This window comes from Streptomyces fumanus (assembly GCF_014655295.1).
In the GTDB taxonomy this organism is placed as follows: Bacteria; Actinomycetota; Actinomycetes; order Streptomycetales; family Streptomycetaceae; genus Streptomyces; species Streptomyces fumanus.
Genome location: NZ_BNBI01000007.1, coordinates 297427 through 322608, shown reverse-complemented (window position 1 = coordinate 322608; position 25182 = coordinate 297427). Strand labels below are relative to the sequence as shown.

14 protein-coding genes are annotated in these 25182 nt (G+C 73.7%); 6 read left to right on the top strand and 8 right to left on the bottom strand.

Annotation, left to right across the window (positions count from 1 at the left end; translation table 11 throughout):
* Positions 1 to 75: 75 nt before the first annotated feature.
* From IE316_RS17660 to IE316_RS17640, 5 genes are all read right to left on the bottom strand, one after another.
* Positions 76 to 492 (bottom strand): hypothetical protein, encoded by a 417-nt coding sequence (locus IE316_RS17660; RefSeq protein WP_190205316.1) that lies wholly within the window; start codon positions 490 to 492, stop codon positions 76 to 78.
* A complete protein-coding gene (locus IE316_RS35970; protein ID WP_268257646.1) occupies positions 489 to 7106 on the bottom strand; it encodes an RHS repeat-associated core domain-containing protein in 6618 nt (2205 codons plus the stop codon). The genes IE316_RS17660 and IE316_RS35970 overlap by 4 nt, the downstream gene beginning before the upstream one ends.
* Positions 7107 to 7243: 137 nt before the next feature.
* Entirely contained in the window at positions 7244 to 10981 is a 3738-nt protein-coding gene (locus IE316_RS17650) for a LamG-like jellyroll fold domain-containing protein (RefSeq protein WP_229910433.1), read from the bottom strand.
* Between the two features lie 249 nt (positions 10982 to 11230).
* On the bottom strand, positions 11231 to 12811 hold the full coding sequence (locus tag IE316_RS17645) for an MFS transporter (protein ID WP_190205315.1): 1581 nt from the start codon (positions 12809 to 12811) through the stop codon (positions 11231 to 11233).
* A gap of 153 nt (positions 12812 to 12964) precedes the next feature.
* A complete protein-coding gene (locus IE316_RS17640; protein ID WP_190205314.1) occupies positions 12965 to 13435 on the bottom strand; it encodes a MarR family winged helix-turn-helix transcriptional regulator in 471 nt (156 codons plus the stop codon).
* 156 nt (positions 13436 to 13591) lie between these two features.
* Between IE316_RS17640 and IE316_RS17635 the strand changes: the two genes are divergently transcribed.
* The 5 genes from IE316_RS17635 (at position 13592) to IE316_RS17615 (ending at position 19868) form a co-directional block, all read left to right on the top strand.
* Positions 13592 to 14191 carry a TetR/AcrR family transcriptional regulator gene (locus IE316_RS17635; RefSeq protein ID WP_190205313.1) on the top strand — a complete coding sequence of 200 codons (600 nt, stop codon included), beginning with the start codon at positions 13592 to 13594 and terminating at the stop codon, positions 14189 to 14191.
* Between the two features lie 221 nt (positions 14192 to 14412).
* The gene (locus IE316_RS17630) at positions 14413 to 15312 is read left to right on the top strand and encodes a lysylphosphatidylglycerol synthase transmembrane domain-containing protein (protein ID WP_190205424.1); all 900 of its coding nucleotides are present in this window, start codon (positions 14413 to 14415) and stop codon (positions 15310 to 15312) included.
* 254 nt (positions 15313 to 15566) lie between these two features.
* Complete coding sequence (locus tag IE316_RS17625; RefSeq protein WP_190205312.1) at positions 15567 to 16643, top strand: mechanosensitive ion channel family protein; 1077 nt, start codon at positions 15567 to 15569, stop codon at positions 16641 to 16643.
* 118 nt (positions 16644 to 16761) lie between these two features.
* Positions 16762 to 18981: an NADP-dependent isocitrate dehydrogenase gene (locus IE316_RS17620; protein ID WP_190205311.1), complete on the top strand. Its 2220-nt coding sequence runs from the start codon at positions 16762 to 16764 to the stop codon at positions 18979 to 18981.
* An 89-nt stretch (positions 18982 to 19070) separates the two neighbouring features.
* Positions 19071 to 19868, top strand: a complete 798-nt coding sequence (locus IE316_RS17615; RefSeq protein ID WP_190205310.1) for an N-formylglutamate amidohydrolase — start codon at positions 19071 to 19073, stop codon at positions 19866 to 19868.
* Positions 19869 to 19905: 37 nt separating this feature from the next.
* Here the strand turns inward: IE316_RS17615 and IE316_RS17610 are convergent, their stop codons facing one another.
* The 3 genes from IE316_RS17610 to IE316_RS17600 are packed head-to-tail and all read right to left on the bottom strand — an operon-like array spanning position 19906 to position 22438.
* Entirely contained in the window at positions 19906 to 20370 is a 465-nt protein-coding gene (locus IE316_RS17610) for a hypothetical protein (RefSeq protein ID WP_190205309.1), read from the bottom strand.
* Positions 20367 to 21005, bottom strand: a complete 639-nt coding sequence (locus tag IE316_RS17605) for an RNA polymerase sigma factor (protein ID WP_190205308.1) — start codon at positions 21003 to 21005, stop codon at positions 20367 to 20369. The genes IE316_RS17610 and IE316_RS17605 overlap by 4 nt, the downstream gene beginning before the upstream one ends.
* On the bottom strand, positions 21002 to 22438 hold the full coding sequence (locus IE316_RS17600; protein WP_190205307.1) for a S8/S53 family peptidase: 1437 nt from the start codon (positions 22436 to 22438) through the stop codon (positions 21002 to 21004). The genes IE316_RS17605 and IE316_RS17600 overlap by 4 nt, the downstream gene beginning before the upstream one ends.
* A gap of 147 nt (positions 22439 to 22585) precedes the next feature.
* On the opposite strand from IE316_RS17600, the gene IE316_RS17595 reads away from it, so the two are divergent.
* On the top strand, positions 22586 to 25180 hold the full coding sequence (locus IE316_RS17595; protein ID WP_190205423.1) for a CHAT domain-containing protein: 2595 nt from the start codon (positions 22586 to 22588) through the stop codon (positions 25178 to 25180).
* Positions 25181 to 25182 lie beyond the last annotated feature (2 nt).

The window sequence follows — 25182 nt, the reverse complement described above, 5'->3', positions numbered from 1 at the left end:
CCGCGTCCACCGGGTCCGGCGCCTCACGTGAACGTGCCAACTACCGAGGGTGAGGGCCGGTCACCGCGGTGCCGGTCACTCCTCCAGGGTGCGCAGCCGCACCGCGTACCGTTCGTGGACGTCCGCCACGAACTCCGGGCCCCCGGCGGCGGGGATCCGCCGTTCCCACCAGTGGTCGCTGCCGGGGCGGACCAGCGGGCCCTCGCCGATCAGCGCGCGGAACCGGTCGTCGACGAGCCCGACCCGCCGGGCGAACGGCTCGTACACCGGGCCGTGCCGCGCCTCGGGGTCGCCGAGGACCTTGTGCAGCAGGGTGCGGACGGAGAGGTCGTCGAGGTACTCGGAGAAGTCGAGCGCGTATCCCTCCTCGCACTCCTCCACGAACCCCTCCCACTGGGCGAGGGCCTGCGCCGGGCGGGGCGGGGAGGCCCAGCCCGCGGCGCGGGCGATCCGCTGGAACGTCTCGGTGAAACCGGGGTCGGCGAAGGTCACTTGAACTGGCTCCAGAAGTACTCGACCGGGTCGCCCTTGGGCCGGAAGAAGGTGGAGATGGTGCCCGAGGAGTTCATGTAGCCGAAGTATCCGGTCTTCGGGTCGACCCGGAACATCCCGCCGCTCGAACTCGGCAGGGAGATCGATCCCTCCGGTCCGGCTCCGGACATGAACTGCTGGGCGGCCTCACGGTAGCGCGTACGGCCGTTGGGGCCCTTGAACTCCGGCATGTTGCCGCCCCCGTCGACCGCCTTCACCTTGCCCTTGTTGCCGGCCTGCACGCCCAGGACGTGCTTGGCGTAGTGCCGGTTGGCCGACTGCACGGAGTTGAAGTTGGGCCGGCGGGCCGGGGCGCTCACGCCCTTGCGCAGCTCGTTGTGCCCGAAGATGGCGGCCAGCGCCGAGGGCACCTGGTACTCGTCGCTGTAGACGTTGTACCCGTGCTTGGCCACCCAGATGTCGAACTGGTTGCCGTAGTCGCAGCCCTCGGTTCCGGGGCCCCCGTTCCAGCAGTCGTCGTCCCAGATCCAGCCGGCGTACTCGACGGCGTGCGGGACGTTGCTGATGGCGCCGTAGAAGACCTCGCCGACCCCGCGGCAGACCTTGGACAGGAAGCCCCAGTCCTTGCAGCCGTCGTCGATGTGGACGGCCTTCTTCTGCGAGGAGCCGCCGCCCCCGCCGCCGGAGTAGCCGGACCCGCCGCCGCTGTGGCCGCCGCCCCCGCCGCCGCCGCTCGCGGTGCCGCCGGTGTACTCCGGGCACTGCGGGTTGATCAGGCTCGGGCAGGCGTACACCGGCTTGACGGCCTCGCCGGGGCGGCCGTTGCCGGGGGTGCCGTCGGGGCGGGTCGGGCAGGCCACGCCGAACTGCGGGCCGCAGGCCAGGCCCATACCGCTGGCGTCGGCCTGGGTGACCGGGTTCTGCGAGGCGTAGCTGTAGCCGTTGAGGGTCTGCGGGATGTCGGTCTGCAGCAGCGGGTCGACGCTGAGGAACTGGCCGATGGACGGGTCGTACTCGCGGGCGCCGAGGTGGGTGAGGCCGGTGCCGGTGTCGGTGCTCCTGCCGAGGAACCCCTTGTCGTCCGGCCAGTCCGCCGGGCCGCTGCCGCGTTCGGTGCCGAAGGGGGTGAGGTAGCGCTTGGTCAGCGCCTGGGTGTCGGCGGTGATGGCCGCCGTGGCGGTGTCGTGCTGGTCGCCCGCCAGGTAGGTGGTCTTCTCCGTGCCGGACTCGTTGCTGCGCAGGGCGACCGTGGTGTCCCCGTGCGTGTAGTAGCGGTTGGCCCAGGTCCTGCCGCCCTTGACGTGGACCTCGGTGGCGCCGAGGTACAGGACGGTCTCGCCGCCGGCGGAGGTGTCGCGGCGGATCAGCAGGTTGCCGTCGGCCCCGTAGAGGTAGTCGGTGGCGCGGGCGGCGCCGGTGGGGTCCTCGGTCAGCCGGGTGAGCCGGCCCTCGCTGTCCCAGTCGAGCTTCTGGGTGGTGGTGCCGTCGGGGCGCCGGGTGGTGTTGCCGTCGGCGTCGTAGCCGTACTCGGCGCTCGCTCCGGCGCAGGTGCCGGTGGTGGTGGCGAGGAGGGTGTGCGGCTGGACGGTGCCTTCCCGGTAGCAGTAGGTGGTGGTCGCCGCGCCGTCGGTGCCGTGGGTGGTCTCGGTGCTGCGCTGCCCGGCGGAGTCGTAGGTGTAGCTCGTCCAGTAGGGGGCCGCGCCGCCGAGACCGGCGGTGCTGCGTCCGCCGGGCGCGCAGTCGCCGGAGGCGGGCGTCCACGCCTCGGTCAGGCGCTGGTAGCCGTCGTGCTCGAAGCACTGGGTGTCGGCCTTGCCGGTGCCCGCGAGGGTGGTGGTGTCGGAGATCTTGGTGACGTTGCCGGCGTCGTCGTAGGTGTAGCGCAGGTTGAGCGCGTCGTAGGCGTGGGTCTGGGCGCGTACCTGGGTGCGCAGCAGGCGGTGGGTGCCGTCCTCGTAGTCGTTGACGACGTCGACCTTGTCGCTGCCGGTGGCGTCGGAGACGCCGAGCCGCAGGGTGGAGACCTGGCCCAGGTCGGTGTAGGTGGTGCCCAGGACGATGCCCTTGCCGCCGGCGGTGAGGGTGGTGGGCAGGCCCTGCGCGGAGTAGTCGTACTCGACGGTCTCGGCCGAAAGGCCGCCGGCCGCGGGTTCGGTGGTCTGCTCCAGGGTGCCGTCGGTCTTGTAGTGGGCGGTGGACTCCAGCACGTTGGAGGGCACCGCCTTGCCGGTCACCAGGGCGTCGTCGGCGGGCAGGGTGAGCTTGGAGCCGGTGATGTGGTAGCGGCTGTCGTACTCGGTGACGGCCTGGGTGTACGCCTTGCCGCCGGCCCCGCCGACGTACCGCGTGGAGGTGGCGGGCTTGCCCTTGCCCGAGGCCACCGTGTCGTAGGTGAAGTGGGTGAGCTTGTTGGCGTCCGTCTTCTGGGCGGCCAGCACCGACGCGCTGGTCAGGTCGGCGCCGGGGGCCGACTTCCAGGTGTCGGTGACCCGGCCGAGCACGTCGTACCCGGTGATCACGGCCTGGCCGCCGGCCGACTTCGACCACGCCTCCTGGTCGAGGGCCGTGTACCCGGTGGTGGTGGTGCCCTTGTCGGGGTCGGTGGCGGAGACCTCGCGGCCGTACAGGTCGTAGCCGTAGGACCAGACCGCGCCGTCCGGGCCGGTGATCGTCTTCTGCTTGCCGCCGGGGGTGTACGTGAACCGGGTCCGCGCGTACACGGCGCCCACCCCGCCGCCGTACTCGCTGTCGGCGGGCGAGGTGCTCGCGTACTGGCGGGTCTCGACGGTGCGGCCGAGGGCGTCGGTGACGGTGCGGTTCGCCGAGCCGCCGGGGGCGGCGCTGGTGGCGGTGGAGTCACCGGTGTAGGTGGTGGTGGTCTGCCACTTCTGCACGCCGCCGACCAGGAAGGTGGTCGTGGCCGGGCGGCCGGCGGCGTCGTAGCCGGTGCGGGTGAGGCTGGGTGCCTCGCCGTACTCGGCCTGGGTGTACGTCCCGGAGGGCGCGGCGCTGTCGAAGATGTCGGCGTACGCCTCGTAGGCCAGGCCCCGGCTGTCGTACCGGGTGTCGGTGAGGATCCGGCCGCCGGTGGCGCCGGGCTGCTGGGTCTGCAGGGTGCGCAGCAGCGAGTCGTAGATGGTGTACGTCGTGGAGTAGGTGGTGCCGTCCGCGCGCAGGGTGCCCATGGAGGTCCAGGACGGGGCGGTGCGGGAGACGGAGTAGCCGAAGACGTAGCTGGCGCTCTGGCCGCCGGAGCGGTTGCGGTTGGGCAGCCACACCGAGGTGGTGCGGCCCAGCGCGTCGTAGGCGGTCTCGGTGATCCGGTTGTTGGGGTCGAAGGTCTTGGTGGTCAGGCCCCGGGCCGGGTCGATGTAGGCGTAGGTGCTGTAGAGCTTGGCGTCCTTGGTCTGGGTGCGGGTGAGCGGGCCGGTGTCGGCGGGGGTGTAGGTGACGGTGGTCGGGTTGCCGGCCGGGTCGGTGGTGGTGAGCGGGCGGCCGAGGGCGTCGTAGGTGATGCGGCTGACGGTCGCCCAGGACGACGGGGCGCGCTCGCCGCCGGTGACCGCGGCCGGGTAGGCGGCGGCGCGGCCGTTCCAGGTGGCCTCGCCCTTGGTGGGGGTCTGGGCGGCGGTCCACGCGGTGGCGTCGGCCTTGTCGAAGACGGTGGCCGTGTCGGTGACCACGTCGCCGGGGGTCGCCGCGCTCGTGGGCAGGGACAGGTCGGCCTCGGCGACCGAGCAGGCCCGGCCGACGGTGCGGGTGCGTGAGGTGAGGGAGTTGATGCCCAGGCTGTCGTTGCGGGCGTACCAGGTGCGGGTGCAGGTCTCGTCGCCGGTCCTGGCGGTGTCGCCGGTGTCGTCGGACTTCACGGCCATGCCGTAGTCGTCGTAGGTGGTGGTGACGGCGGCGGAGCGCCACTTCTGGGTGGCGGTGAGGTAGGTGTGCGCGGTGGCCCGGCCGGTGCGCACGTAGTACGCCTCGGTGTCGGCGTAGGACTTGTGCTGGGTGGCGGTGCGCTTCGACCAGGGGTCGTTGACGGTGACCGTGATCGGGGTCGCGCCGTTGTAGGTGATCTCCTGGCGGAGGAACCCGGCGTACTGCTCGCTGTCGGTCTGGTCGGGCACGTCCAGGCCGGTGAGGTCCTTGCCGGGCACGGTGGCGGTGCGGCGGGCGTCGGGGTCCGGTGTGCCGTCGGCGGCCAGCAGGCGGTCGCCGTTCATGCCCTGGAGGTAGACGGAGGTCTTCTTCGACAGGTCGGTGCCGGAGCCCTGGGTGACGGTGACGGTGCGGTAGCCGCGCCAGACCGACCAGGTGCGCTCGTCGGCGGGGGTGAACGGCGAGTCGTTGTAGTGCCAGGCCGGGCCGTCGTAGCTGTAGTGGCTCTCCATGGTGGCGCCGTGGCCGGTGGGGTCGCTGGTGACCACGTCGGTGACGCGGTACTTGTGGAACCAGTCGAGGGAGGCTTCCTCGGCGCCGTTGACGTGCCAGTACTGCGGGTAGCAGGAGGACGTGTTCCGGTCCTCGGCGGCGGGCATGGCGCTGCCCCGGACGCACTCCTGGCCGGAGAGGGTGACGTCGGTGATGGCGCCGGTCTCGGTGGTGACGGTGCGGATCCGGGGCCGGGTCAGCGGCAGGACGTCGTCCCGGTCGCCGTCGACCCGGTTGGGCCGCATGTCGTAGGTGAAGGTGACCGGGTCCAGGGTGATGTCGGTGCCGTTCCGGCCGGTGCGCCGGAGGCTCTTGAGGGTGAGGGTCTGGTCGGTGGTGTCGCCGATGTCGCCGCCGTCCAGGTACTGCTGGGTCAGCTCCCAGGTGTCGACGGGGGTGAAGGCGCCGGTGGCGGCGGACCAGACGGAGGTGTCGATCTTCGTGAGCCGTTTGCGGGTGAAGAACGCCGGTCCGGTCGCCGGGCAGTCCTTGCCGGCCGCGCAGATCGCGTCGAAGGGGACGTCCGGCCAGTTGGGGGCGGTGGAGTCGGTCAGCTCGGAGCAGTCGGCGGCGGTGCAGCGCTCGGCGTACCCGAAGTCGACCTTGCCGGAGGTGACCCCGGTGAACAGGGCGTCGGCCCGCTGCCCGTAGAGGATCTTGTCGAGGCGGCCGCCCCGGGTGTAGGAGGCGGTGGCGGTGCTCGCGCCGTTCTTGGCGTAGGAGTTGGTCTCCTTGGTGTACCAGTACGACATGGCGTTGTCGTGCAGGTCCTCGACGTAGTCCAGGTTCCACCGCCATGCCTGGGTGAGCGAGCGGTCGGCGAACGTGCCGCCCTGGCTGTAGCCGGGCTCCCCGGAGTCGTCGCCGAAGACCGGGACCGTCCATACCGAGTTGGTGCGCTCGGTGCCGGCGCCGGGCAGCTTGTTCAGGCCGAAGACGTACCGGGTGCCGTCGCCGGTGGTGACGGTCCAGTGCTCGCCGTTGTCGTCGCCGTTGTCGGCGCCGGTGGCCAGGGTGACCGTGGAGGCGTCGTCGTTCTTCAGCCGCCACGTGCCCGTGGTGTCGTCCTTGACCAGTTCGGAGGACTTGCCGTTGAGGACCAGGCTGGCGTTGTCGAACTTCCAGCACAGGTCGAACTTGTCCTTCTGCCCGTCCTCGTCGCAGGAGCCGTAGGTGCGCTCGATGTAGGAGTGGGCGGAGGTGTTGAAGCCCTCGCCGATCGGGGTGGTCTGGTTGTTGGTGGACGCCGTGCGGCCGTCCACCGACCCGGAGTCGTAGGCCAGGGACAGGTCGGGTGAGGGGCCCGGCGCCGGGGGGACCTCCAGGGGGTAGGACCAGGTGAAGGCGCCGGAGGAGCCGCCGGCCTCCCAGGTGGCCGAGGGCGACAACGGGGTGGCCGCGTAGGTGCCGGACCCGGACGCGGACTCGCCCGAGGTGGTCGCCGCCAGGGCCAGCACGGTGGGCGCGCCGGCCGGCAGGGCGACCGTGCCGGTGACGGTCCGCCGGGCGATGTCGTTGGCCGACGCCACCTCGATGGTGGTGCGGCACTCGGTCCTCGCCGGTGTGGTCAGCGCGCAGCGCGGCAACTTCACCAGGCCGAGCCGTCCGGACCAGCCGCCGCCGTACGCGGAGGCGAAGGCGCCGTAGTCCACGCTGATGTCGGCGGTGCCGGCCCCGGTGGCCTCGGCGGTGAGCAGCACGCCCCGGACACCGGCGTCGGCGGCGGCCCGGTGACCGAGCACCCGCACCCGCGCCGTGCCCTCGGCGGGCGCGCCGCCGCTCCCGGCCGCCGTGACGGCGACGGGCAGGTCACCGACCGGCGTCGTGGCGACGGCCCCGGCCTTGGTCCTGGCCCCAGGACCGCCCCGGGGGGTGACGGGCACCCGGCCGGTCGCGGCGCGGGGCCAGACGGCCCGCTGCTCGGAGCGGGCCCGCTCGGCCTGCGCCGTGTTCCGGGCACGGACGGTCTCGGCCCGGCGGCGTTCCGCGCGGGCGCCGAGTCCGGTCACCGCCTCGGTGTCGGTGATCTCCCGCTGCCACAGGGGCTTCAGGTGGTCCGGGGCTTGCGCGGCCTGTGCCACCGGTGTGAGACCGAGCCCGGTCACCGCCACCGTCACCGCCAGGAACAGCCCGTGGGCGGCGCGGGCGGACCGGCGGCCGCCGCGGGACGTACGTCGTGCGAACACCAACAACCCCCATCAGGGTCACGGATCGACTGAGGAAGCGAGCGGCCGGGTGCGGGCGCCGCGCGGTGCGGTACGAGGGAGAGCGGTACGGGAGGGGGCGGCCGGCGCCCCGGGGGCGCCGGCCGCGGGGTGCCGGGTCAGCCGGACACGTCGTCGTTCTCGTCGTCCTGGGCGACGCCGACCATGTCGCCGACCTGGTCGCCGTCGGCGGCGGCGCCGGCCCAGACCCGGATGTCGGTGATCCGGCCGGGCAGGTAGTGCCCCCAGGTCTTGTTCACGAAGCCCTTGCCGCCGGCCAGTTCACCGGAGCCCACGACCGCGGTGTACGGGGTGTCCACCCCGTTGCGGGTGCCGGCGAGGTAGAGCCGGATGGTGCCCTCCTGGGCGTCGTACACCCCGGTCAGGCGGACCGCGCCACCGGCCGCCGCCTCCTCGGAGTCGACCGCGGTGAACGAGCCGTCGGCGTTGAGCCGGCCGAACCGCCAGAACCCGACGGGCCGGGTCAGCAGGTCGCCGGTCTCCTCGTCGATGTACTCCTCGGCGCCGGTGCGCTGGTACCACAGGCCCCAGGCCGAGCCGTCGGCGGTGCGCTGGCCGAGGATCTGGGCGGTGTAGCCGTCCGCCTTGCCGTTGAGGGCCGTCTGGTTCAGCTCGACCTCGGTGGTGACGGTGAAGGACTCGCGGTCGTCGACGACCGGGCCCGGCGCGGTGACCGCGTCGTCGGTGCCGTCCAGCACGATCGCGTCGTCGGTGACCGCGGCGCCGCCGGTCATCCGCAGGGTGCGGCCGTAGCCGCTGACCGTGTCGGTGAGGTCGGCGGTGCCGGTGCTGCCGCGCGGCTGCCAGGAGGCCATGAGTTCCACGGCCCGGGCGCTGCCGTCCGGGGTGAGCAGCTTGGCCGTCTTGGCGACCTCCGCGTCCGGCAGCGCGGTCTGGTAGGCGGCGACCTCGTCGACGCGGCCCTTCCAGTAGTTCATGTACGTGCCGTTGTAGCCGCCGGCCCGGCCGACCTGGAAGGCGCCGTCCACCACGGTGGCCCGGCCGGCCTCGGGGACCGGTACGGGGTCGCCCTGCCGCCTGCCGTTGACGAAGAGGCTCAGGGTGTGCGCCTCGCCGTCGTAGACGCCGGCCAGGTGGGTCCAGGTCTTCAGGGTGAGGCCCGGGGTGGCGTCGGCGTTGGCGCCGATGTACTTGCGGGTGCCGTTCTCCCACCAGTGCATGAGGAACACCCAGCGGCCGACGCCCGGCGAGTAGTACAGCGAGAAGCCCTTGTTGTCGCTGCCGGTCTGGGAGAGCACCGTGCGGAAGGCGGTGTCGTCGGTCGGGTAGGCCCAGGCCGACACCGTGAAGGAGGACTGGGTGTTGACCACCGGCCCGGCGGAGTCGGCGTACCCGGTCTGCTGGGCGGTGTTGGCGGTGTCGTTCAGCCACAGGGAGCGGCCGTTGTCGCCGGTGCGGGAGTACGAGGACCAGCCCGCCCCGGAGGTGCGCAGGGTGAGGGGGTGCCGGCTGCCCGGCGCGGTGCCGGTGTCGGCCGCGGCGGTCGCGCCCGAGCCGGGGGCGGCGTCGTCGAAGTGCCAGAGCCCGGTGGGGCCTTCGCCCTCGGCGACGTTGAAGCGGACCGCGGTGGTCTCCCCCGACTGGCCGCTGCCGACGCTGTCGACGGCGCGGACGTAGAGGACCTGGACGCCGGAGAGGGCCGGTTTGACCGAGCGGGTGAGGGTGCCGGTGGCGGACGCCTTGGTCCAGGACCGGTCGGTGGCGAGCTTGTACTCGAAGGCGACGACGTTGTTGTCGGCGGAGTTCTTGGTGAAGGTGAACTGGCCCGCGATCCCCGGTCCGCCGGTCGCCGCGCCGCAGCCGTCCCCGTCGTCGGGGCACACCGCGTACACCGCCCCGGCGGGGGTGGTGACGGCCGGTGCCTTCGGACGGGTGGAGTCGACGGTGAAGTAGCACCAGCCCTTGGTGGTCACCGTGCTGTGGCTCTCGATCTGGGCGGCGCCGTTGTCGTAGTAGGAGCGGGTGAACACCGCCATGCGGTACGCGGTGTTCTGGGCGAGGGTGACCGGGGAGTCCACGCTGACCGTGGCGTTGTCGCCGACGTAGCCGCTGGACGGGCGGACCGGCTCGGTGGCCACCGCGGTCCAGCCGTCGGCCGTCCGGCGCTGCACGTAGAAGTGGGCGCGCAGGCTCGCCCCGCCCTCGCCGCCGGGGGCGGCCTGCACCCGGGCGCTGAACCGGGGGGTGGGGTCGGAGATCCACGCCGGGTCCGCGGCGTCGGTCTCGCAGGAGGACGCCACCGTGGGCACGGTGGGTACGTCCGGCAGGCCCACGTAGGTGACGGCGAGCACCGCGTCGTTGCGGAACCGCTTCCACGCGGAGGCGTCCGTCTCGTCCTTGGCCTTGAGCATCAGCGTCAGCCGGGAGAACTTGCCGTCGGCGAAGCCGCGGACCGTCGGGGTGAGGTTCTCGTAGCTCTCCTTCGGGTCGTCGTTGAACTCGATGGGAGCCGCGGGGGTGTCGGGGTCGCAGGAGGAGCCGCGGCCCGCGGAGACGTTCCGGTCGCCCAGCAGGTCCAGTGCGCTGGGGCGCGAGGCCCAGGTGGTGGACGAGGAGATGTTGTCGGTCCGGTAGAGCTGCACCCACCTGGGGTCGCACTGGAACGCCCACGGCTCGGTCACCCGGAAGGTGGCGTCCAGCACCCGCTTGCCCTTGAGGTTCGCCGGGGAGAACTCGAAGTAGAGGCGCTGGGTGTAGCCCGGACCGCAGTAGTAGCCGCCCCAGGTGCCGCACTTGCCGACGCCCTTGCCCAGGTCGTCCTCGCCGTTGCCCCACCCGTAGGAGGCGTAGCCGTCCGACCGCAGCAGGGTGCGCTCGGCCTCGCCCCAGCTCACCGTGGGGTCGATGTAGAGCGGGTAGTGCCCGGCCTCGGTGCCGGCCAGCAGGGCGGGGTCGGGGGTGACGGTGAGCGAGTCGGCGTCGACCTGGACGTCCATCGGCCTGACGGTGTCACCGGCCAGCGGTTCGGTGCCGCGCTCGGCGCCGTCGCCGCCCTCGCCGGGGGCGGGGGGTGTGTCGGCGGTGCGGTACGACGACTGCAGTGCCGTGGACGGCTTCGCGGGGGCGGTGCCGGCGGAGTCCCACATCTGGGCCCGGGGGGCGCGGAACACCCAGTTGCCGTCGGCGTCCACGGCGTCGTAGCCGCCGCTGTTGTTCTCGACGACGCTCAGCCCGGAGGTGCGCAGCGCGTACTCGATCCGCTTGAGTCCGGGCTGTGCGGCGGCCTGCGGGGTCTTGACGACCAGGACGTGGCGGAAGCCCTCGGTGGAGGCCGTCACCTTGAGGTCGACGTCCTTGAGGACCTCGCGGTAGACCGCGCTGGTCCCGTCCAGTTCGGGTGCGGGCAGGGTGCCGGGCCAGCCCAGGGCGAGGGACCGGCCGCCGTCCTCGATGCGGGCCAGTGGCGCGTCGGCGCCGCCGCCGGAGAACTCCATGCCGACCGCGGCGGCCCGGGGCGCCACCGTGCCGTCCGCCCGGCGCTCCAGGGTCGGATCCGGGGTCCGCCAGCCGCCGTCGGCCGTGGCCACCCGGACCGGTACCGCCGACTGCTCCAGCGTGAACGTCTCGCCGTCCGGGTTGGCGTACACGGTGGTGTCCGGGGACCGTTCGCCCACCACCTCGACGCGTTCGCCCGTCTCGCCGGCCCGTGCCAGTGCCCGCGCGGCCTCGTCGCGCGGGGTGCCGGCGGTGGGGGCGGGGTCCGCCCCGGTGGTCGCCGTGGCCGTGGCGGGCAGCGGGCCCAGCAGCAGCGCGGCAGTGGTCAGGATCAGTAGTCCACGACGCGGTCCACCGCGTCTTCGGGAACGCCTCCGCACCGGGCCCCATCCCTTCGTCCGTATGCCACGCCGTGGCACCCCAGCCCTTGATCGCCGTCACATAGAACATCAACTTCCTGCACATGACAAGCACAGTTTTGAGGGGGGTAAACAGGGTCTGACCTGCGTAAACATCGGGAGATCACCGGGTGAACACCGGGGGGCGGGGCGGCCCCGGGAAGCCGGAAGCGGGCCGCCGGTCAGGCCGGCGGGCCGCTTCTCGGGGAGTGGGCCGGATCGGGGAGCGGGTCAGACGGCCCTGCGGCGCACGCCCGCCGCGGCCACCACCGCGCCCAGCACGCAGAGCACGCCGGCGACCAGGACGGAGGTGTGGACGCCGTTCATGAACGCCTGGTGGCTGCCGTCGGCGACGGCCGCCTTGAGCTGGGCCGGCATGGAGTCGGAGACCGGCGCGACACCCATCGCCACCGCGTCCTTCGCCTCCGCCAGCCCCGTGGCCGCCGTCGCCGGCACCCCGGCGGAGGTCAGCTCGCCGGTGAGGGTGGTGCCGACGCGGCTGCTGATCAGCGACACCAGCACGGAGGTGCCGAGCGCGCCGCCGATCTGCAGAGCGGTCGCCTGCAGGCCGCCCGCGACCCCGCCGTCCCTGACCGGGGCGTTGCCGACGATGGCGTCCGAGGAGGACGACATCACCATGCCGACGCCGAGGCCGAGCGCGATGAACGGCGGCCACATCGTGGCGTACGAGGAGTCGGCGCTCCAGGTGAGCATGGTGAAGCAGGCGGCGGCCTGGAGGACCATGCCGAGCGGCATGGTCAGCCGGGGCCCGAACCGGTCGGTGAGCGCCGCGCCCAGCGGGGAGGCGACGACCGAGGCGAGGCTGAGCGGCAGGGTGCGCACACCGGCCTCGACGGGGGTGAAGCCGCGCACGTTCTGCAGGTAGAGCATGACGAAGAAGATCACGCCGAGCAGGACGAAGAAGTTCAGCGCGGTGATGACCGTGCCGATGGTCAGCGCCGGGTTGCGGAACAGGCGCATCGGCAGCAGCGGGGCGGCCACCCGGGTCTCGTAGTAGCCGAAGACCAGCAGGATCACCACGCCGGCCGCGATGGCGCCGAGGGTGCCGCCGGAGGTCCAGCCCCAGGTCTCGCCCTTGACCACGCCGAAGACGACGGCGAGCAGCCCGAGGGCGAGCAGGACGACGCCGGGGATGTCGAACTTCTCGTCCTTGGCGGCGCCGTTCTTGCTCTGCGGCAGGACCAGGGCGCTGAACAGGATCGCGATGACGCCGATGGGGGCGTTGATGTAGAAGACGGACTCCCAGTCGACGTGCTGGACGAGCAGCCCGCCGACGATGGGCCCGAGGGCGGTGGAGACGGAGGAGACCATGGCCCAGATGCCGACCGCCATGCCGAACTTCTTCGGCGGGAAGACGGCCCGCAGCATGCCGAGGGTGTTGGGCATCAGCAGCGCGCCGAAGAAGCCCTGGACGGCGCGGAAGGCGATGACGCCCTCGATGGAGCCGGACAGGCCGATGGCGACGGAGGCCAGGGTGAAGCCGGCGACGCCGATCAGGTAGAAGGTGCGGCGGCCGAAGCGGTCGCCGAGCTTGCCGCCGAGGATCAGGGCGGCGGCGAGGGCCAGCAGATAGGCGTTGGTGACCCACTGCAGGTCGGCGGTGGAGGCGTTCAGGTCGCGGCCGATCTCCGGGTTGGCGATGGAGACGACCGAGCCGTCCAAGCCGACCATGAACAGGCCGAAGGCGACGGCGACCAGGGTGAGCCAGGGGTTGCCGCGCCGGCCGGCCGGCCGGTCCTGGGGCGGGTCCTGCCGCGGCGGGGCGGCGGAGTGGGCGGGAGCGGAGGGCATGACGGTGCCTGTCCTTCACGGGTGTGGGTACGGAACGCGGACGGGACGGAGGGGCCCGTGCGCGAGGCAGAGGAGAAACCGGTGGCCGGGGCGCGGCGGACGCGCCGGCCCGCCACCGCGCGCACCGGTCCGGGCAGGGACCGGCGCGCGGGGTCAGCGGCGGGGGCTCAGGTGCCGGTCGAGTGAGTCGAGCGCGCCCAGGGCGGAGCCGAGGGCGTCCAGCTCACCGTCGGTCAGGGCGCGCAGCGCCCGGCTGAGGTGGGCGCTGATCAGGCCCTCGACCTCGGTGAGCGCCTGCCGGGAGGCCGGCGTGAGGTGCAGGTGCGCGACCCGCTTGTCGGACGGGTCCGGTCGGCGCTGGAGGAGACCCTGCTCGGTCAACTGGGTGACCAGCGCGCTGACGTTGTTCGGCTTCATCAGCAGGGCCTCGGCGGCGGCACGAACGGTCACGCCGTCGTGTTCCTCGACGTGCCGCAGCAGCGCCAACTGCGCCTCGGGCGGCTTGGGGTGCGGGTAGTGCCGCGACACCTGCCGCTCCAGGGCCCGGGCGAGCGACGGCAGGGACGACCCGAGGCGGGCGGCCACGTGGTCGATGTCCTGCGCGGACGCGGTGTGCTCGGGCATACCCGACAATGTACGTATGACTCGATACCTATGTCAAAGTAGGTACCACCGGGGGCGAGCAAGCGGGCAGAGCGGGGGCCGGGCCCGTCTGGGCTAAGCTGTAAGCGGAACATCGCTCCTGTTACCCGGGGCGCCCCCGACCGGAAGGAGAACGCGGTGGTGACCGCGGACGAGGCCGGCGGCCGGCCGCCGGGCCGGAGCAAGCGGGCCGACGCGCAGCGCAACCAGCGCAAGCTGCTGACCGCCGCCGCCGAGGTGTTCGCCGTCTCGGGGGTCGACGCGCCGATCCGGGAGATCGCGGCCCGCGCGGGCGTCGGCATGGGCACCATCTACCGCCACTTCCCCACCCGGGCCGATCTCGTCGTCGCCGTCTACCGCCACCAGGTGGAGGCGTGCGCGGAGGCCGGCCCCCGGCTGCTCGCCGAGGCCGGCTCGCCGTACGCCGCGCTGCGGCAGTGGATCGACCTCTTCGTGGACTTCCTGGTCACCAAGCACGGCCTCGCCAACGCGCTGATGCCGGACGCCGAGGGCTTCGCGACCCTGCACACCTACTTCGTCGACCGTCTGCTGCCGGTCGCCGAGCGGCTGCTCGACGCCGCGGCCGAGGCCGGCGAGATCGAACCCGGTACGGACCCGTACCACCTGATGCGCGGCGTCGGGAACCTCTGCGTCGGCCGGGACAGCGACCCCCGCTACGACCCCCGCCCGCTGATCGCCCTCCTGCTGCGCGGGCTCCGGCGGGCGCCCCGGGCCTGACCGCCGACGCCCGTGCGGCCGAGGACCGGTCGCTGTCCGCCCGTAAGCCGCCGTCCGCACGTCCGCCACCCGCCGTTGGGCCGGGGCGGGGAGGCTCCCGGGATGTGACGGAAGCCGTGACTGCCCCGACAGCCGTACGACGTCTGCCCGACGCTCCCCCCGCCGCCGGAGCCCCGCCGCGGCGGTCCCGGCGCCGGGTGCCGGTCCGCCCGGTGCTCTGTCTGCTGCCGCCGCTGCTCGTCGCCGTGGTGGCGGTGCGGCACCGGTCGGTGCTCACCGAGGGGTTCGGCCACCTCGCCGGCGCCCGCTGGCCGTGGCTGCTGGCCGCGGCCGGCGTGACCTGTCTGACCTGGGTCGCCGCCGCCTGCACCCGGCAGGGGGCGGTGGTGCGGCGGCTGCCCCGGCGGCAACTGCTGGCCGTCCAGTTCGCGGCGGGCGCGGCCAACCACCTGCTGCCCACCGGGCTGGGCGCGAGCGCGGTCAACCTGCGGTTCCTGACGGTGTGCGGGGTGCCGCCGGCCCGTTCCTCGGCGGCGCTCGCCCTGTATCTGCTGGCCGAGAGCGTCGGCCGGGTCGCCCTGCTGGGCGGGCTGCTGCTCGCGTTCCCCGGGGCGCTGCGCCCGGCGGCGCTGCTGCCCGAGGGGGCGCTCGGGCCGCTGCTGCTCGCCGGGGCGGCGGCGCTGGCGGTGGCGGCGGGCGTACCGGCGCTGGTCCCCCGGGTGCGCGTGGCTCTGGTGTCGTTCCTGCGCACGGCGCTCGGCGAGGCGCGTTCGGTGCACGCCCGTCCGGCCCGGGCGCTGGCCCTGTGGGGCGGGGCGCTGGCCTTCCCGGCGCTGCAGGCGGCCGGGCTGGTGCTGGTGGGGCGGGCCCTGGCGCTGCCGGTGCCGGCCGCGCACCTGGCGGTGGCGTACCTCGCGGCGACGGTCGCGGTCGCGCTGGTGCCGACCCCGGGCGGCCTCGGCTCGGTCGAGACGGCGCTGGTGGTGGCCCTGGTCGCGGCGGGCGGCCCGGCGGCGCTGTCGACGGCGGTGGTGCTGGCCTACCGGACCGTCACCGTCTGGCTGCCGCTGCTGCCCGGCGCGCTGACCCTGGGGGCGCTGGTCCGCCTGAAGGTGATCTGACCCGTCGGCACCGGACCGGCCGGCGTGAGGACATACGGGCGTACGGGCTACAGGGGCACGGAAGGACGGACGCGGTACGGCCCGCCCGCCGGGATGCGGCAGGATGAGCGGTCGCGTCACTCGAACAGCGTGCCGAACGCCTGTCGAGCGGCGTGCAAGTCCCCCCGGAATCGAGCAGGTGACGACGTGACGAGACTTCACATCCGGCCGTCGGCGGGCACTTCCGCCGCCGTTCCCGTCCCCGGAGGTGACCGGTGATCCGTGACCTCACCGTGGACCACCTGGTGTTCGCCGGCATCGCGCTGGCCGCCGGGCTGATCGGCGCCTTCCTGGCGCGGATGCTGCTGCGCTGGCTCGGCAAGCACGCCGGCCGCACCCGCTGGAGCGGCGACGACGTGATCGTGGACGCGCTGCGCTCGGTGGTGCCGTGGGCCGCCGTGCTGAGCGGCGCGGCGGGCGCCGCGGCGGCGCTGCCGCTGACCCGGACGGTGCAGCACAACGTCAACCAGGGGCTGACGGTGCTGTTCATCGCCGTGGTGACGGTGTCGGCGGCCCGGGTCGTGGCCGGCCTGGTGCGGACGGTGACGACGTCCCGCTCCGGGGTCGCCGGATCGGCCACGATCTTCGTCAACATCACCCGGGTCCTGGTGCTGGCCATCGGCTTCCTGGTGATGCTGCAGACCCTCGGCATCTCCATCGCGCCGATGCTGACCGCGCTGGGCGTGGGCGGTCTGGCGGTCGCCCTGGCGTTGCAGGACACCCTCGCCAACCTCTTCGCGGGCCTCCACATCCTCGCCTCCAAGACCGTGCAGCCCGGTGACTACATCCGGCTCAGCAGCGGCGAGGAGGGCTATGTGGAGGACATCAACTGGCGGCAGACCACCGTCAGCGACCTGTCCAACAACCTGATCGTGATCCCCAACGGGCAGCTCGCCAAGACCAACATGACCAACTTCATGCGGCCCGAGCAGCGGCTGACCATCACGGTCCAGGTCGGGGTGGCGTACGACAGCGATCTGGAGCAGGTGGAGCGGGTGACCGCCGAGGTGGTCACCGAGGTGATGACGGAGATCACCGGGGCCGTCCCGGAGCACGAGCCGGCCGTCCGCTTCCACACCTTCGGCGACTCCCGGATCGGCTTCACGGTGGTCCTGGGCGTGGGCGAGTTCAGCGACCAGTACCGGATCAAGCACGAGTTCATCAAGAAGCTGCACCGGCGCTACCGCGAGGAGGGCATCCGCATCCCCTCGCCGGCCCGGACCGTCGCCCTCCAGCAGGGCGCCGTGGTCTTCCCGCACCAGCGCAGCGGCGAGGAGATCACCGCGCACTGAGCCGGACCCCGAACCGGCGGGGGCCGTCCGGAATCTCCCGGCGGCCCCTGTCGAGTCAGGGTCGATCACGAGATATCTTGATGTCGAGCAATGTTGCAGACGTGGAGCGGAGCACCCGGTGACTGACTCGACCATCATCTATACGCACACTGACGAGGCCCCGGCCCTGGCGACGTATTCCTTCCTGCCGGTGATCCGGGCCTACGCCGCGCAGGCGGGCGTCGCGGTGGAGACCCGCGACATCTCGCTGGCCGGGCGCATCATCGCCGTGTTCCCGGAGTACCTCACCGAGGACCAGCGCATCCCGGACGCCCTGGCGGAGCTGGGCGAGCTGGCCAAGACGCCCGCGGCCAACATCATCAAGCTGCCGAACATCTCGGCGTCGATCCCCCAGCTCAAGGCCGCCGTCGCCGAGCTGCAGGGCCAGGGCTACGCGCTGCCGGACTACCCGGACGACCCGAAGACCGACGAGGAGCGCGAGATCCGCGCCCGCTACGACAAGGTCAAGGGCTCCGCGGTCAACCCGGTGCTGCGCGAGGGCAACTCCGACCGGCGCGCCCCGGCCTCGGTGAAGAACTACGCCAAGGCCCACCCGCACCGCATGGGCGCCTGGACCCCCGAGTCCAAGACCAATGTCGCGACCATGGGCGAGAACGACTTCCGCTCCACCGAGAAGTCCGTGGTCATCGCCGAGGACGGCACCCTGCGCATCGAGCTGGTCGGCGACGACGGCTCCACCACCGTGCTGCGCGAGTCGGTACCGGTCAAGCAGGGCGAGGTCGTCGACGCCTCGGTGCTGCGGGTGGCCGCGCTGCGCGAGTTCCTCACCGCGCAGGTCGCCCGCGCCAAGCAGGAGGGCGTGCTGTTCTCCGTGCATCTGAAGGCCACGATGATGAAGGTCTCCGACCCGATCATCTTCGGTCACGTGGTGCGCGCCTTCTTCCCGAAGACGTTCGCGCAGTACGGCGAGACGCTCGCCAAGGCCGGGCTCACCCCGAACGACGGCCTGGGCGGCATCTACAAGGGCCTGGAGTCGCTGCCCGAGGGCGCCGAGATCAAGGCGTCCTTCGACGCCGAGCTGGCCGAGGGCCCGGAGCTGGCGATGGTCGACTCCGACAAGGGCATCACCAACCTGCACGTCCCCTCGGACGTCATCATCGACGCCTCGATGCCGGCGATGATCCGCACCTCCGGCCACATGTGGGGCCCGGACGGGCAGGAGCACGACGCCCTCGCGGTCATCCCGGACTCCTCCTACGCCGGCGTGTACCAGGCCGTCATCGAGGACTGCCGGGCCAACGGCGCCTACGACCCGTCCACCATGGGCTCGGTGCCGAACGTGGGCCTGATGGCGCAGAAGGCCGAGGAGTACGGCAGCCACGACAAGACCTTCGAGATCCCGGTCACCGGCACCGTCCGCCTGGTCGACGGCGACGGCACCGCCCTCATCGAGCAGACCGTCTCCGCCGGTGACATCTTCCGCGCCTGCCAGACCAAGGACGCCCCGATCCGGGACTGGGTCAAGCTGGCCGTCACCCGCGCCCGCGCCACCGGCGACCCGGCCGTGTTCTGGCTGGACGAGACCCGCGCCCACGACGCCAACCTGATCGCCAAGGTGAAGCAGTACCTGCCGGAGCACGACACCGAGGGCCTGGACATCCGGATCCTCGACCCGGTCGCGGCGACCAAGCTGTCGGTGGAGCGCATCCGCCGCGGCGAGAACACCATCTCGGTCACCGGCAACGTGCTGCGCGACTACCTCACCGACCTCTTCCCCATCCTGGAGCTGGGCACCAGCGCCAAGATGCTCTCGGTGGTCCCGCTGATGGCGGGCGGCGGCCTGTTCGAGACCGGCGCCGGCGGCTCCGCGCCCAAGCACGTCCAGCAGTTGGTCAAGGAGAACTACCTGCGCTGGGACTCCCTGGGCGAGTTCTTCGCCCTGGTGCCGTCCCTGGAGCAGTACGCCGAGGCCACCGGCAACACCCGCGCCAAGGTCCTCGCCGACGCCCTCGACCGCGCCACCGCGACCTTCCTGGAGGAGGACAAGTCCCCGACCCGGCGGGTCGGCGGCATCGACAACCGCGGCAGCCACTTCTACCTGTCCCTGTACTGGGCGCAGGAGCTGGCGCGGCAGACCGAGGACGCCGACCTGGCCAAGACCTTCGCGCCGCTGGCGGAGAAGCTCGCCGCCGACGAGGCGAAGATCGTCGAGGAGCTGAACGCCGTACAGGGCGAGCCGGCCGACATCGGCGGCTACTACCAGCCCGACCCGGCCAAGGCCGAGCGGGTGATGCGCCCGTCGGCGACCTGGAACGAGGCGCTGGCCTCCCTCGCCTGATCCCCGCCGACCCCACGGGCACCCCGTCGGCCTCCCGCGCGGAGGCGGCGGGGTGTCCGTCTTCCCGACCGACCGGAGCGGCCCCGCCGATGACCGACGCCCCGTCCTCCTTCGCGCTGCTGCCCGGCGCCCCGCACTCCCCCGTGATCCTGCACGTCCCGCACTCCGCCCGGCGGATCCCGCCCGACGTGCGGTCCGGCATCGTGCTGGACGACGCGGAACTGGAGCGGGAGCTGGACCACCTCACCGACGCGCACACCGCCGAACTGGCCGAGGCGGCGGCCGGACTCGCCGGGACCCGGCCCTGGCGGTTCGTCAACCGGCTCTCCCGGCTGGTCGTCGACCCCGAGCGGTTCCCGGACGAACGGGAGGAGATGACGGCCGTCGGCATGGGCGCGGTCTACACCCGGACCGCGCACGGTGCCGAGCTGCGGCCCGCGGACACCGACCCGGAGCCGCTGATCGAGCGGTACTTCCGGCCGTACGCGCGGGCGATGACCGAGGCGGTCGCCGGCCGGCTCGCCGCCACCGGCCGGGCGGTGATCGTCGACGTGCACTCCTACCCCGGCGAGCGGCTGCCGTACGAGCTGCACGGCGACGGCCCGCGCCCGCCGGTCTGCCTGGGCACCGACGCCTTCCACACCTCGCCCGGACTGCTCGCCGCCGCGCGGGAGGCGTTCGCCGGGTGCGGGGGGACGGGCCTGGACAGCCCGTTCGCGGGGACGTACGTACCGCTGGAGTTCTACGGCCGGCGGGCCGAGGTCGGCGCGCTGATGGTGGAGATCCGCCGGGACACCTACATGAGGGAGCCGGGCGGCCCGGCCGGCCCCGGTCTGGGCAGGCTGGCCGGGGCGCTGGCGGCGCTGGTCGACGCGGTCTCGCACTGACCGGCGGGCGCCCGCCGCGGGGACGGGCGCCCGCGGGTCAGGCGCGCAGCCACTCGGTGACGACGACCTCGCCGCCCGCCCGCAGGCGCAGCGCGAACGGGCCGGCCGGTGCCACGTCGGCGGTGAACCGGCCCAGGTCGTCCGCGGCGAGCGGACGGGCGGTCCCCGGTCCGCTCAGCACCTCGATCCGGGCCGGCTGCGGCGGCAGCACCTGGCCGATCAGCCCCTGCGCGCTCACCTCCACGTCGAGGCTCACCTCGCCCGCGTGGAAGGTCAGCATCCGCGGCGGGTCGCTCTCGCCCCGTACCGGGATGCCGTCGATCAGCGAGTCGAAGGTCAGCTCGGCCAGGCGCGCGTCCAGGTCGTGCAGCGCGAACGCCTCGACGGCGAGCCGGCTCAGCTCGGCCGGCACCGGGTCCAGGATGGCCGCCGCCCGGCGCAGCTCCTCCTCCAGCGGCGACTCCTCGAACCCGCCGTCGTCGTGCGTACCCCGCTCGTTCATACCGCCCCCCGTGATTCGAGCCGGGCCCGCAGTCGGCGCAGGCAGCGCTGGCGCGTCGGCCCGATGCTGCCCACGGCGATGCCCAGCGCCGCCGACACCTCCTGGTAACTGGGCTGCGGCGACGCGATCAGCACGCGCAGCAACTGCCGGCACCGCTCGCCCAGCGCCTCGAACTCCTGCCACAGCCTGCGGACCCGCTCGCTCTGCGCGGCGGCCTCCTCGGAGTCGAGCACCGACTCCTCCGGCGTGCGGTCCTCGCTGACCCGGTCCAGCACCTGCGGGTCGTCGGTCGGGGTCCAGCGGCGCGAGGCCCGGAACACCTTCAGGCACTCGTGCCGCGCGGTGCTCGCCAGCCAGGAGCCGGCCTTCTCCGGCTCCCGCAGCCGGCCCAGGTGCTGGGCGAAACGGAACCAGGCCGTCTGGTACACCTCGTGCGCGTCGGCGTCGGACAGCCCGTGCGCGCGCACCACCGACCAGACCAGCGGGCCCAGCCCTTCCACCAGCGCCTTCCAGGCCCCCGCGTCACCGTCGGCGGCGGACTGGACGAGCGCGCCGACATCTGTACGGTCCACGGTTCCACCCCTCGTGTACGACACGTCATCGTACGCCGTGGAGGGGGCCCTTCCGCCCGTCATGCGGCCTCGTCCGGCGGATCGACCGGCACCGGGCGCCACGTGGGCGGCAGCAGCGCCGGTACGTGCGCCCCGCGCACCTCGGCGTACTCGGCGTTGGCCGCGAGGAGCTGGGCGCGGGCCTTGCGCGGGTCGGCCTCGCCCTGGGCGGTCATGTGGGCGGCGACCAGGCCGGCCGCCACGGGGGCGGCGAAGGACGTGCCGCTCCACTGCGCGTACCCCTCGAACATCACCTGGTCCGGCTTGCCGGGGACCTCGCCCGGCTCGCTGAGCACACCGGTGTGCCGGGGCGTCCGGCAGGTGCAGGAGTAGCCGAAGCCGTACCGGCAGGTGTCGTAGGTGGAGTGCTGGTAGACGTACGGCACCGGCGTACGGAATCCGGTGAGGGCGCTGACCAGGCGCTCACCGGGGGCGTACGCCTTGACCCAGGCGCCGTGGTTGGTGAAGCAGGCGCCGTACTCGCCGTCGCCGCGCAGCGCGCCGACCGACAGCACCGCGCTCTCCCAGCCGGGCAGGTCGGCGTAGGCGGCGGGCCAGAACGGGGTGGCGCTGCCGTTGTTGCCGGCGGCGGCGACCAGCAGGGTCTCCTGGTCGCGCAGTTCCTCCATGAACGCCTGGATGCCGAGCAGGCCGTCGGTGCGGCCGTTGGAGGTGCCGGCGGAGAGGCTGAGGACGGCGGGCCAGCCGCCCTGGTCCACGGCCTCGAACAGCTTGGCGCCGAACTCGGACTCCAGGATCGCCCCGGCGTCGTTGAGGGTGTTGCGCACGGTGATGTCCGTGTTGGGCGCGACGGCCGCGAGCAGTCCGGCGATGAACGTGCCGTGGCCGACGTACTGCTGGAGCACGCCGGCCTCGTCGCACTCCTGGATCTGGGCGTCGCCGCGGGTGTGGGCCAGCAGCGGGCAGTCGCGGTGGTCGGCCATCAGGCCGGTGTCGACGACCAGGACGCCGACCGCCGTCTCCGGGTCGTACGGTGTGCCGGCCGGGGCGGGGTTGGGCTGCTCGGAGCGGGGCACGGGCACCGGCTCGTCGCCGGGGCAGGCGTTCACCGCGATGTGCACGACGTGGTTGCGGCTGACCAGTCTGCGTCCCGTGCGGCTCTCCGCCGCCCGCAGCGAGCGCAGCGCGTTGGCCACGGCCGGGTCGCCTCTGTGGTCGCCCCGAGCGGGGTCGCCGACCTGGATGCGGGTGACGCCGGTGCGGTTGGTCTCCGGGCCGGCCCGGCGCACGTGCTCGGCGGTGAGGCCGGGGGCGGCGGTGAAGTGCTCGCGGACCGTGTCCTCGACGAGGCGGGCCTCCTCGCCGTCGCGGGCCAGGACGACGCCCTTCTCGTAGAAGAACTCGGCGGAGTCGTCCGGGCCCATCGCCAGGGGGACGTCGGGCATCGAGCGCTGGATCTGGTCGAACTGCTCGCGGAATCGCTGTGGTGGCGCCATGGCGGATCCTCCTACTGAGCCGGCGGTCGTCAATCAGAGTCCGCTTGCCGTCGATTGATACAGACACGAACCTGTGGGGCGCGGTTGCGGAGCACTACCATCCATGGGGTGACAGCGGGAAGCGACTCGGTTCTCGAACTGCTGCCGATGGTGTTCGCCGCCCCGAACGAGGCACTGGCGAGGGCGGAGAAGGTGCTCGGCGCCGCTCCGCCGCCGCTGCACGCCTCGGTCGCCCACCAGGTGATCGGCATCTGGCAGCGGGACTTCGGCGACACCCGCCTGGCCCTGGACCATCTGCGGCGCGCCCGTGACCTGGCGGCCGGCGCCGACTCGGCCGACCGGGAGGCGGACGTCCTGGCCACCCTGGGGGTCGCACTGGTGCACGCGGGGCGCACCCGGGACGGGCTGGCCGCGTTCGAGCGGGGCGTGCGCCGGGGCATGGGGCACACCAGGGCGCGGGTGCTGTACCGGCGGGCGTACGTCTGGTGGGTGCTGGGCCGGCACGGCGAGGCGCTGGAGGACGTGCGCCGGGCGATTCCCGTGCTGCGGCAGGCCGACGACACGATCTGGACGGCGCGGGCGCTGACCCTGCGGGCCACCGTCCATCTGGCGCTGGGCGCGGTGGACCGGGCGGACGCCGACTTCACGGCGGCGGAGGCGCTGTGGGACACCACCGGCCAGGAGCACGACAAGGCCGACGCGGTGGAGAGCCGAGGGCTGGCCGCGTTCCGGTCCGGGGACATCCCGGCCGCGCTGAAGCTGCTGGACGAGGCCGAGGTGCGGTACGCGGCGCTGGGTACGCCGACGTTCGTGCTGAACATCCGGCGCTGCGAGGTCCTGATGGCGGCCGGGCTGGCCTCCGAGGCGCTGGCCGAGGCGGACGCCGCGATCGCCGTGCTGGACCGCATCGGCGGGCAGTCCACCCGCAAGGCGGAACTGCTGCTGGTCGCGGCGCGGGCCGCGCAGTCGGCGGGGGACGCGCAGACCGCGATAGCCCGCGCGGCGGTCGCCGTACGGCTGTTCGCGGCGCAGCGCCGCACCTGGTACGAGACGCACGCCCGGCTGGTGCTGATCGAGGCCCGGGTGGCGACCGGGCGGGCCTCGGGGCGGCTGGTCGGGGAGGCGGCGGCGGTGGCGGAGAAGCTGGCCTCGTTCGGGGCGCCGGCCGCGCCGGAGGCGTCGCTGCTGGCCGGGCGGATCGCGCTGAGCCTGGACTGGACGGCGGACGCGGAGCGGCATCTGTCGGTGGCCGCCCGCAGCCGGCACAACGGGCCGCCGCTGGCCCGGATGACCGGCTGGGCGGCGCAGGCGCTGCGGGCCCGGGCGGCCGGGTCGACGCGGGGCGTGCTGGAGGCGTGCCGGCGCGGTCTGGACGTGCTGGACGACCACCGGATGACGCTGGGCGCCTCGGAGCTGCGGGCCCGTGCCACCGCGCAGGGCGCGGAGCTGGCGGCGCTGGCGCAGAAGGCGTCGCTCGCCTCGGGCGGGCCGCGGCGGCTGCTGGTGTGGAGCGAGCGGTGGCGGGCGACGGTGCTGGCCGCGCCGCCCACCCGGCCGCCCGCCGATCCGGCGCTGCTCGGCGACCTCACCGCGTTCCGGGTCATCGCGGCCCGCGCGGAGAGCGCCCGGATGGAGGGGCGGCCGGTCGCCGCGCTGGAGCGGGAGCAGCGGCGCCTGGAGCGGGAGGTGCGCTCGCGGACCCTGCACATGCGGGGCGAGGCGCCCGGCGGCGGCGACCGGTTCGACGTCGGCCGGCTGCTGGCGGCGCTCGGCGACGACGTACGGCTGGTGGAGCTGGCCGTGCTCGACGGGCGGGTGCAGGTGCTGCTGTGCGGGCAGGGGCGGGTGCGGCGGTTCGAGGGCGGGCTGCTGGCGGAGGCGGAGCGGGAGGCCGCGCATGTGCAGGCCGGGCTGCGGCGGCTGGCCCACCCGGGCGCGGAGGCGCGGCTTCCGCTGGTGGAGGCGGCGGGGCGGCGCCTGGAGGAGCTGCTGTTCGGGCCGGCGGCGGCCCAGCTCGGCTCCGGTCCGGTGGTCGTGGTGCCGCCGGCCCGGCTGCACATGGTGCCCTGGGCGCTGCTGCCCGCGCTGCGGGACCGGGTGCTCAGCGTGTCCCCGTCGGCGAGCAGTTGGCTGCGCGCCCGGTGGACCGCGCCGCCGCCCGGGGGCCGCCATGTCCTGGTGCGCGGTCCGGGGCTGGCCAGCGGGGGCGCGGAGGTGCCGCCGCTCGCGCAGGGGTACGGCAGTGGCCGCGGCGCCGGCGGGGACGGGCGGCCGGTGGTGCTGGAGGGGGACGGGGCGCGGGTGCCGCGGGTGCTGCGGGAGCTGGACGGGGCGGCGCTGGCGCACATCGCGGCGCACGGCACGTTCCGCGCGGACAGCCCGCTGTTCTCGTCGCTGCGGATGGCGGACGGGCCGCTGATCGTCCATGACTTCGAGCGCCTGGACCGCAGCCCGTACCGGATCATCCTGTCCTGCTGCGACACCGCCCGGTTCGCGTCCGTCGGCGCGGACGAGCTGCTCGGGCTGGTCACGGCCCTGCTGCCGCTCGGCACGGCCGGGGTGGTGGCGTGCAGCGCGCCGGTCAACGACGCGGCGGTGGTGCCGCTGATGCTCGCCCTGCACAAGGGCCTGGGCGCCGGGCTCTCGCTGGCCGAGGCGCTGCGCGACGCGCGGGCGGCGCTGCCGGGCGACGCGGTGCACCAGGCGACCGGGTGGGCGTTCTCGGCGTTCGGGGCGGCCTGAGT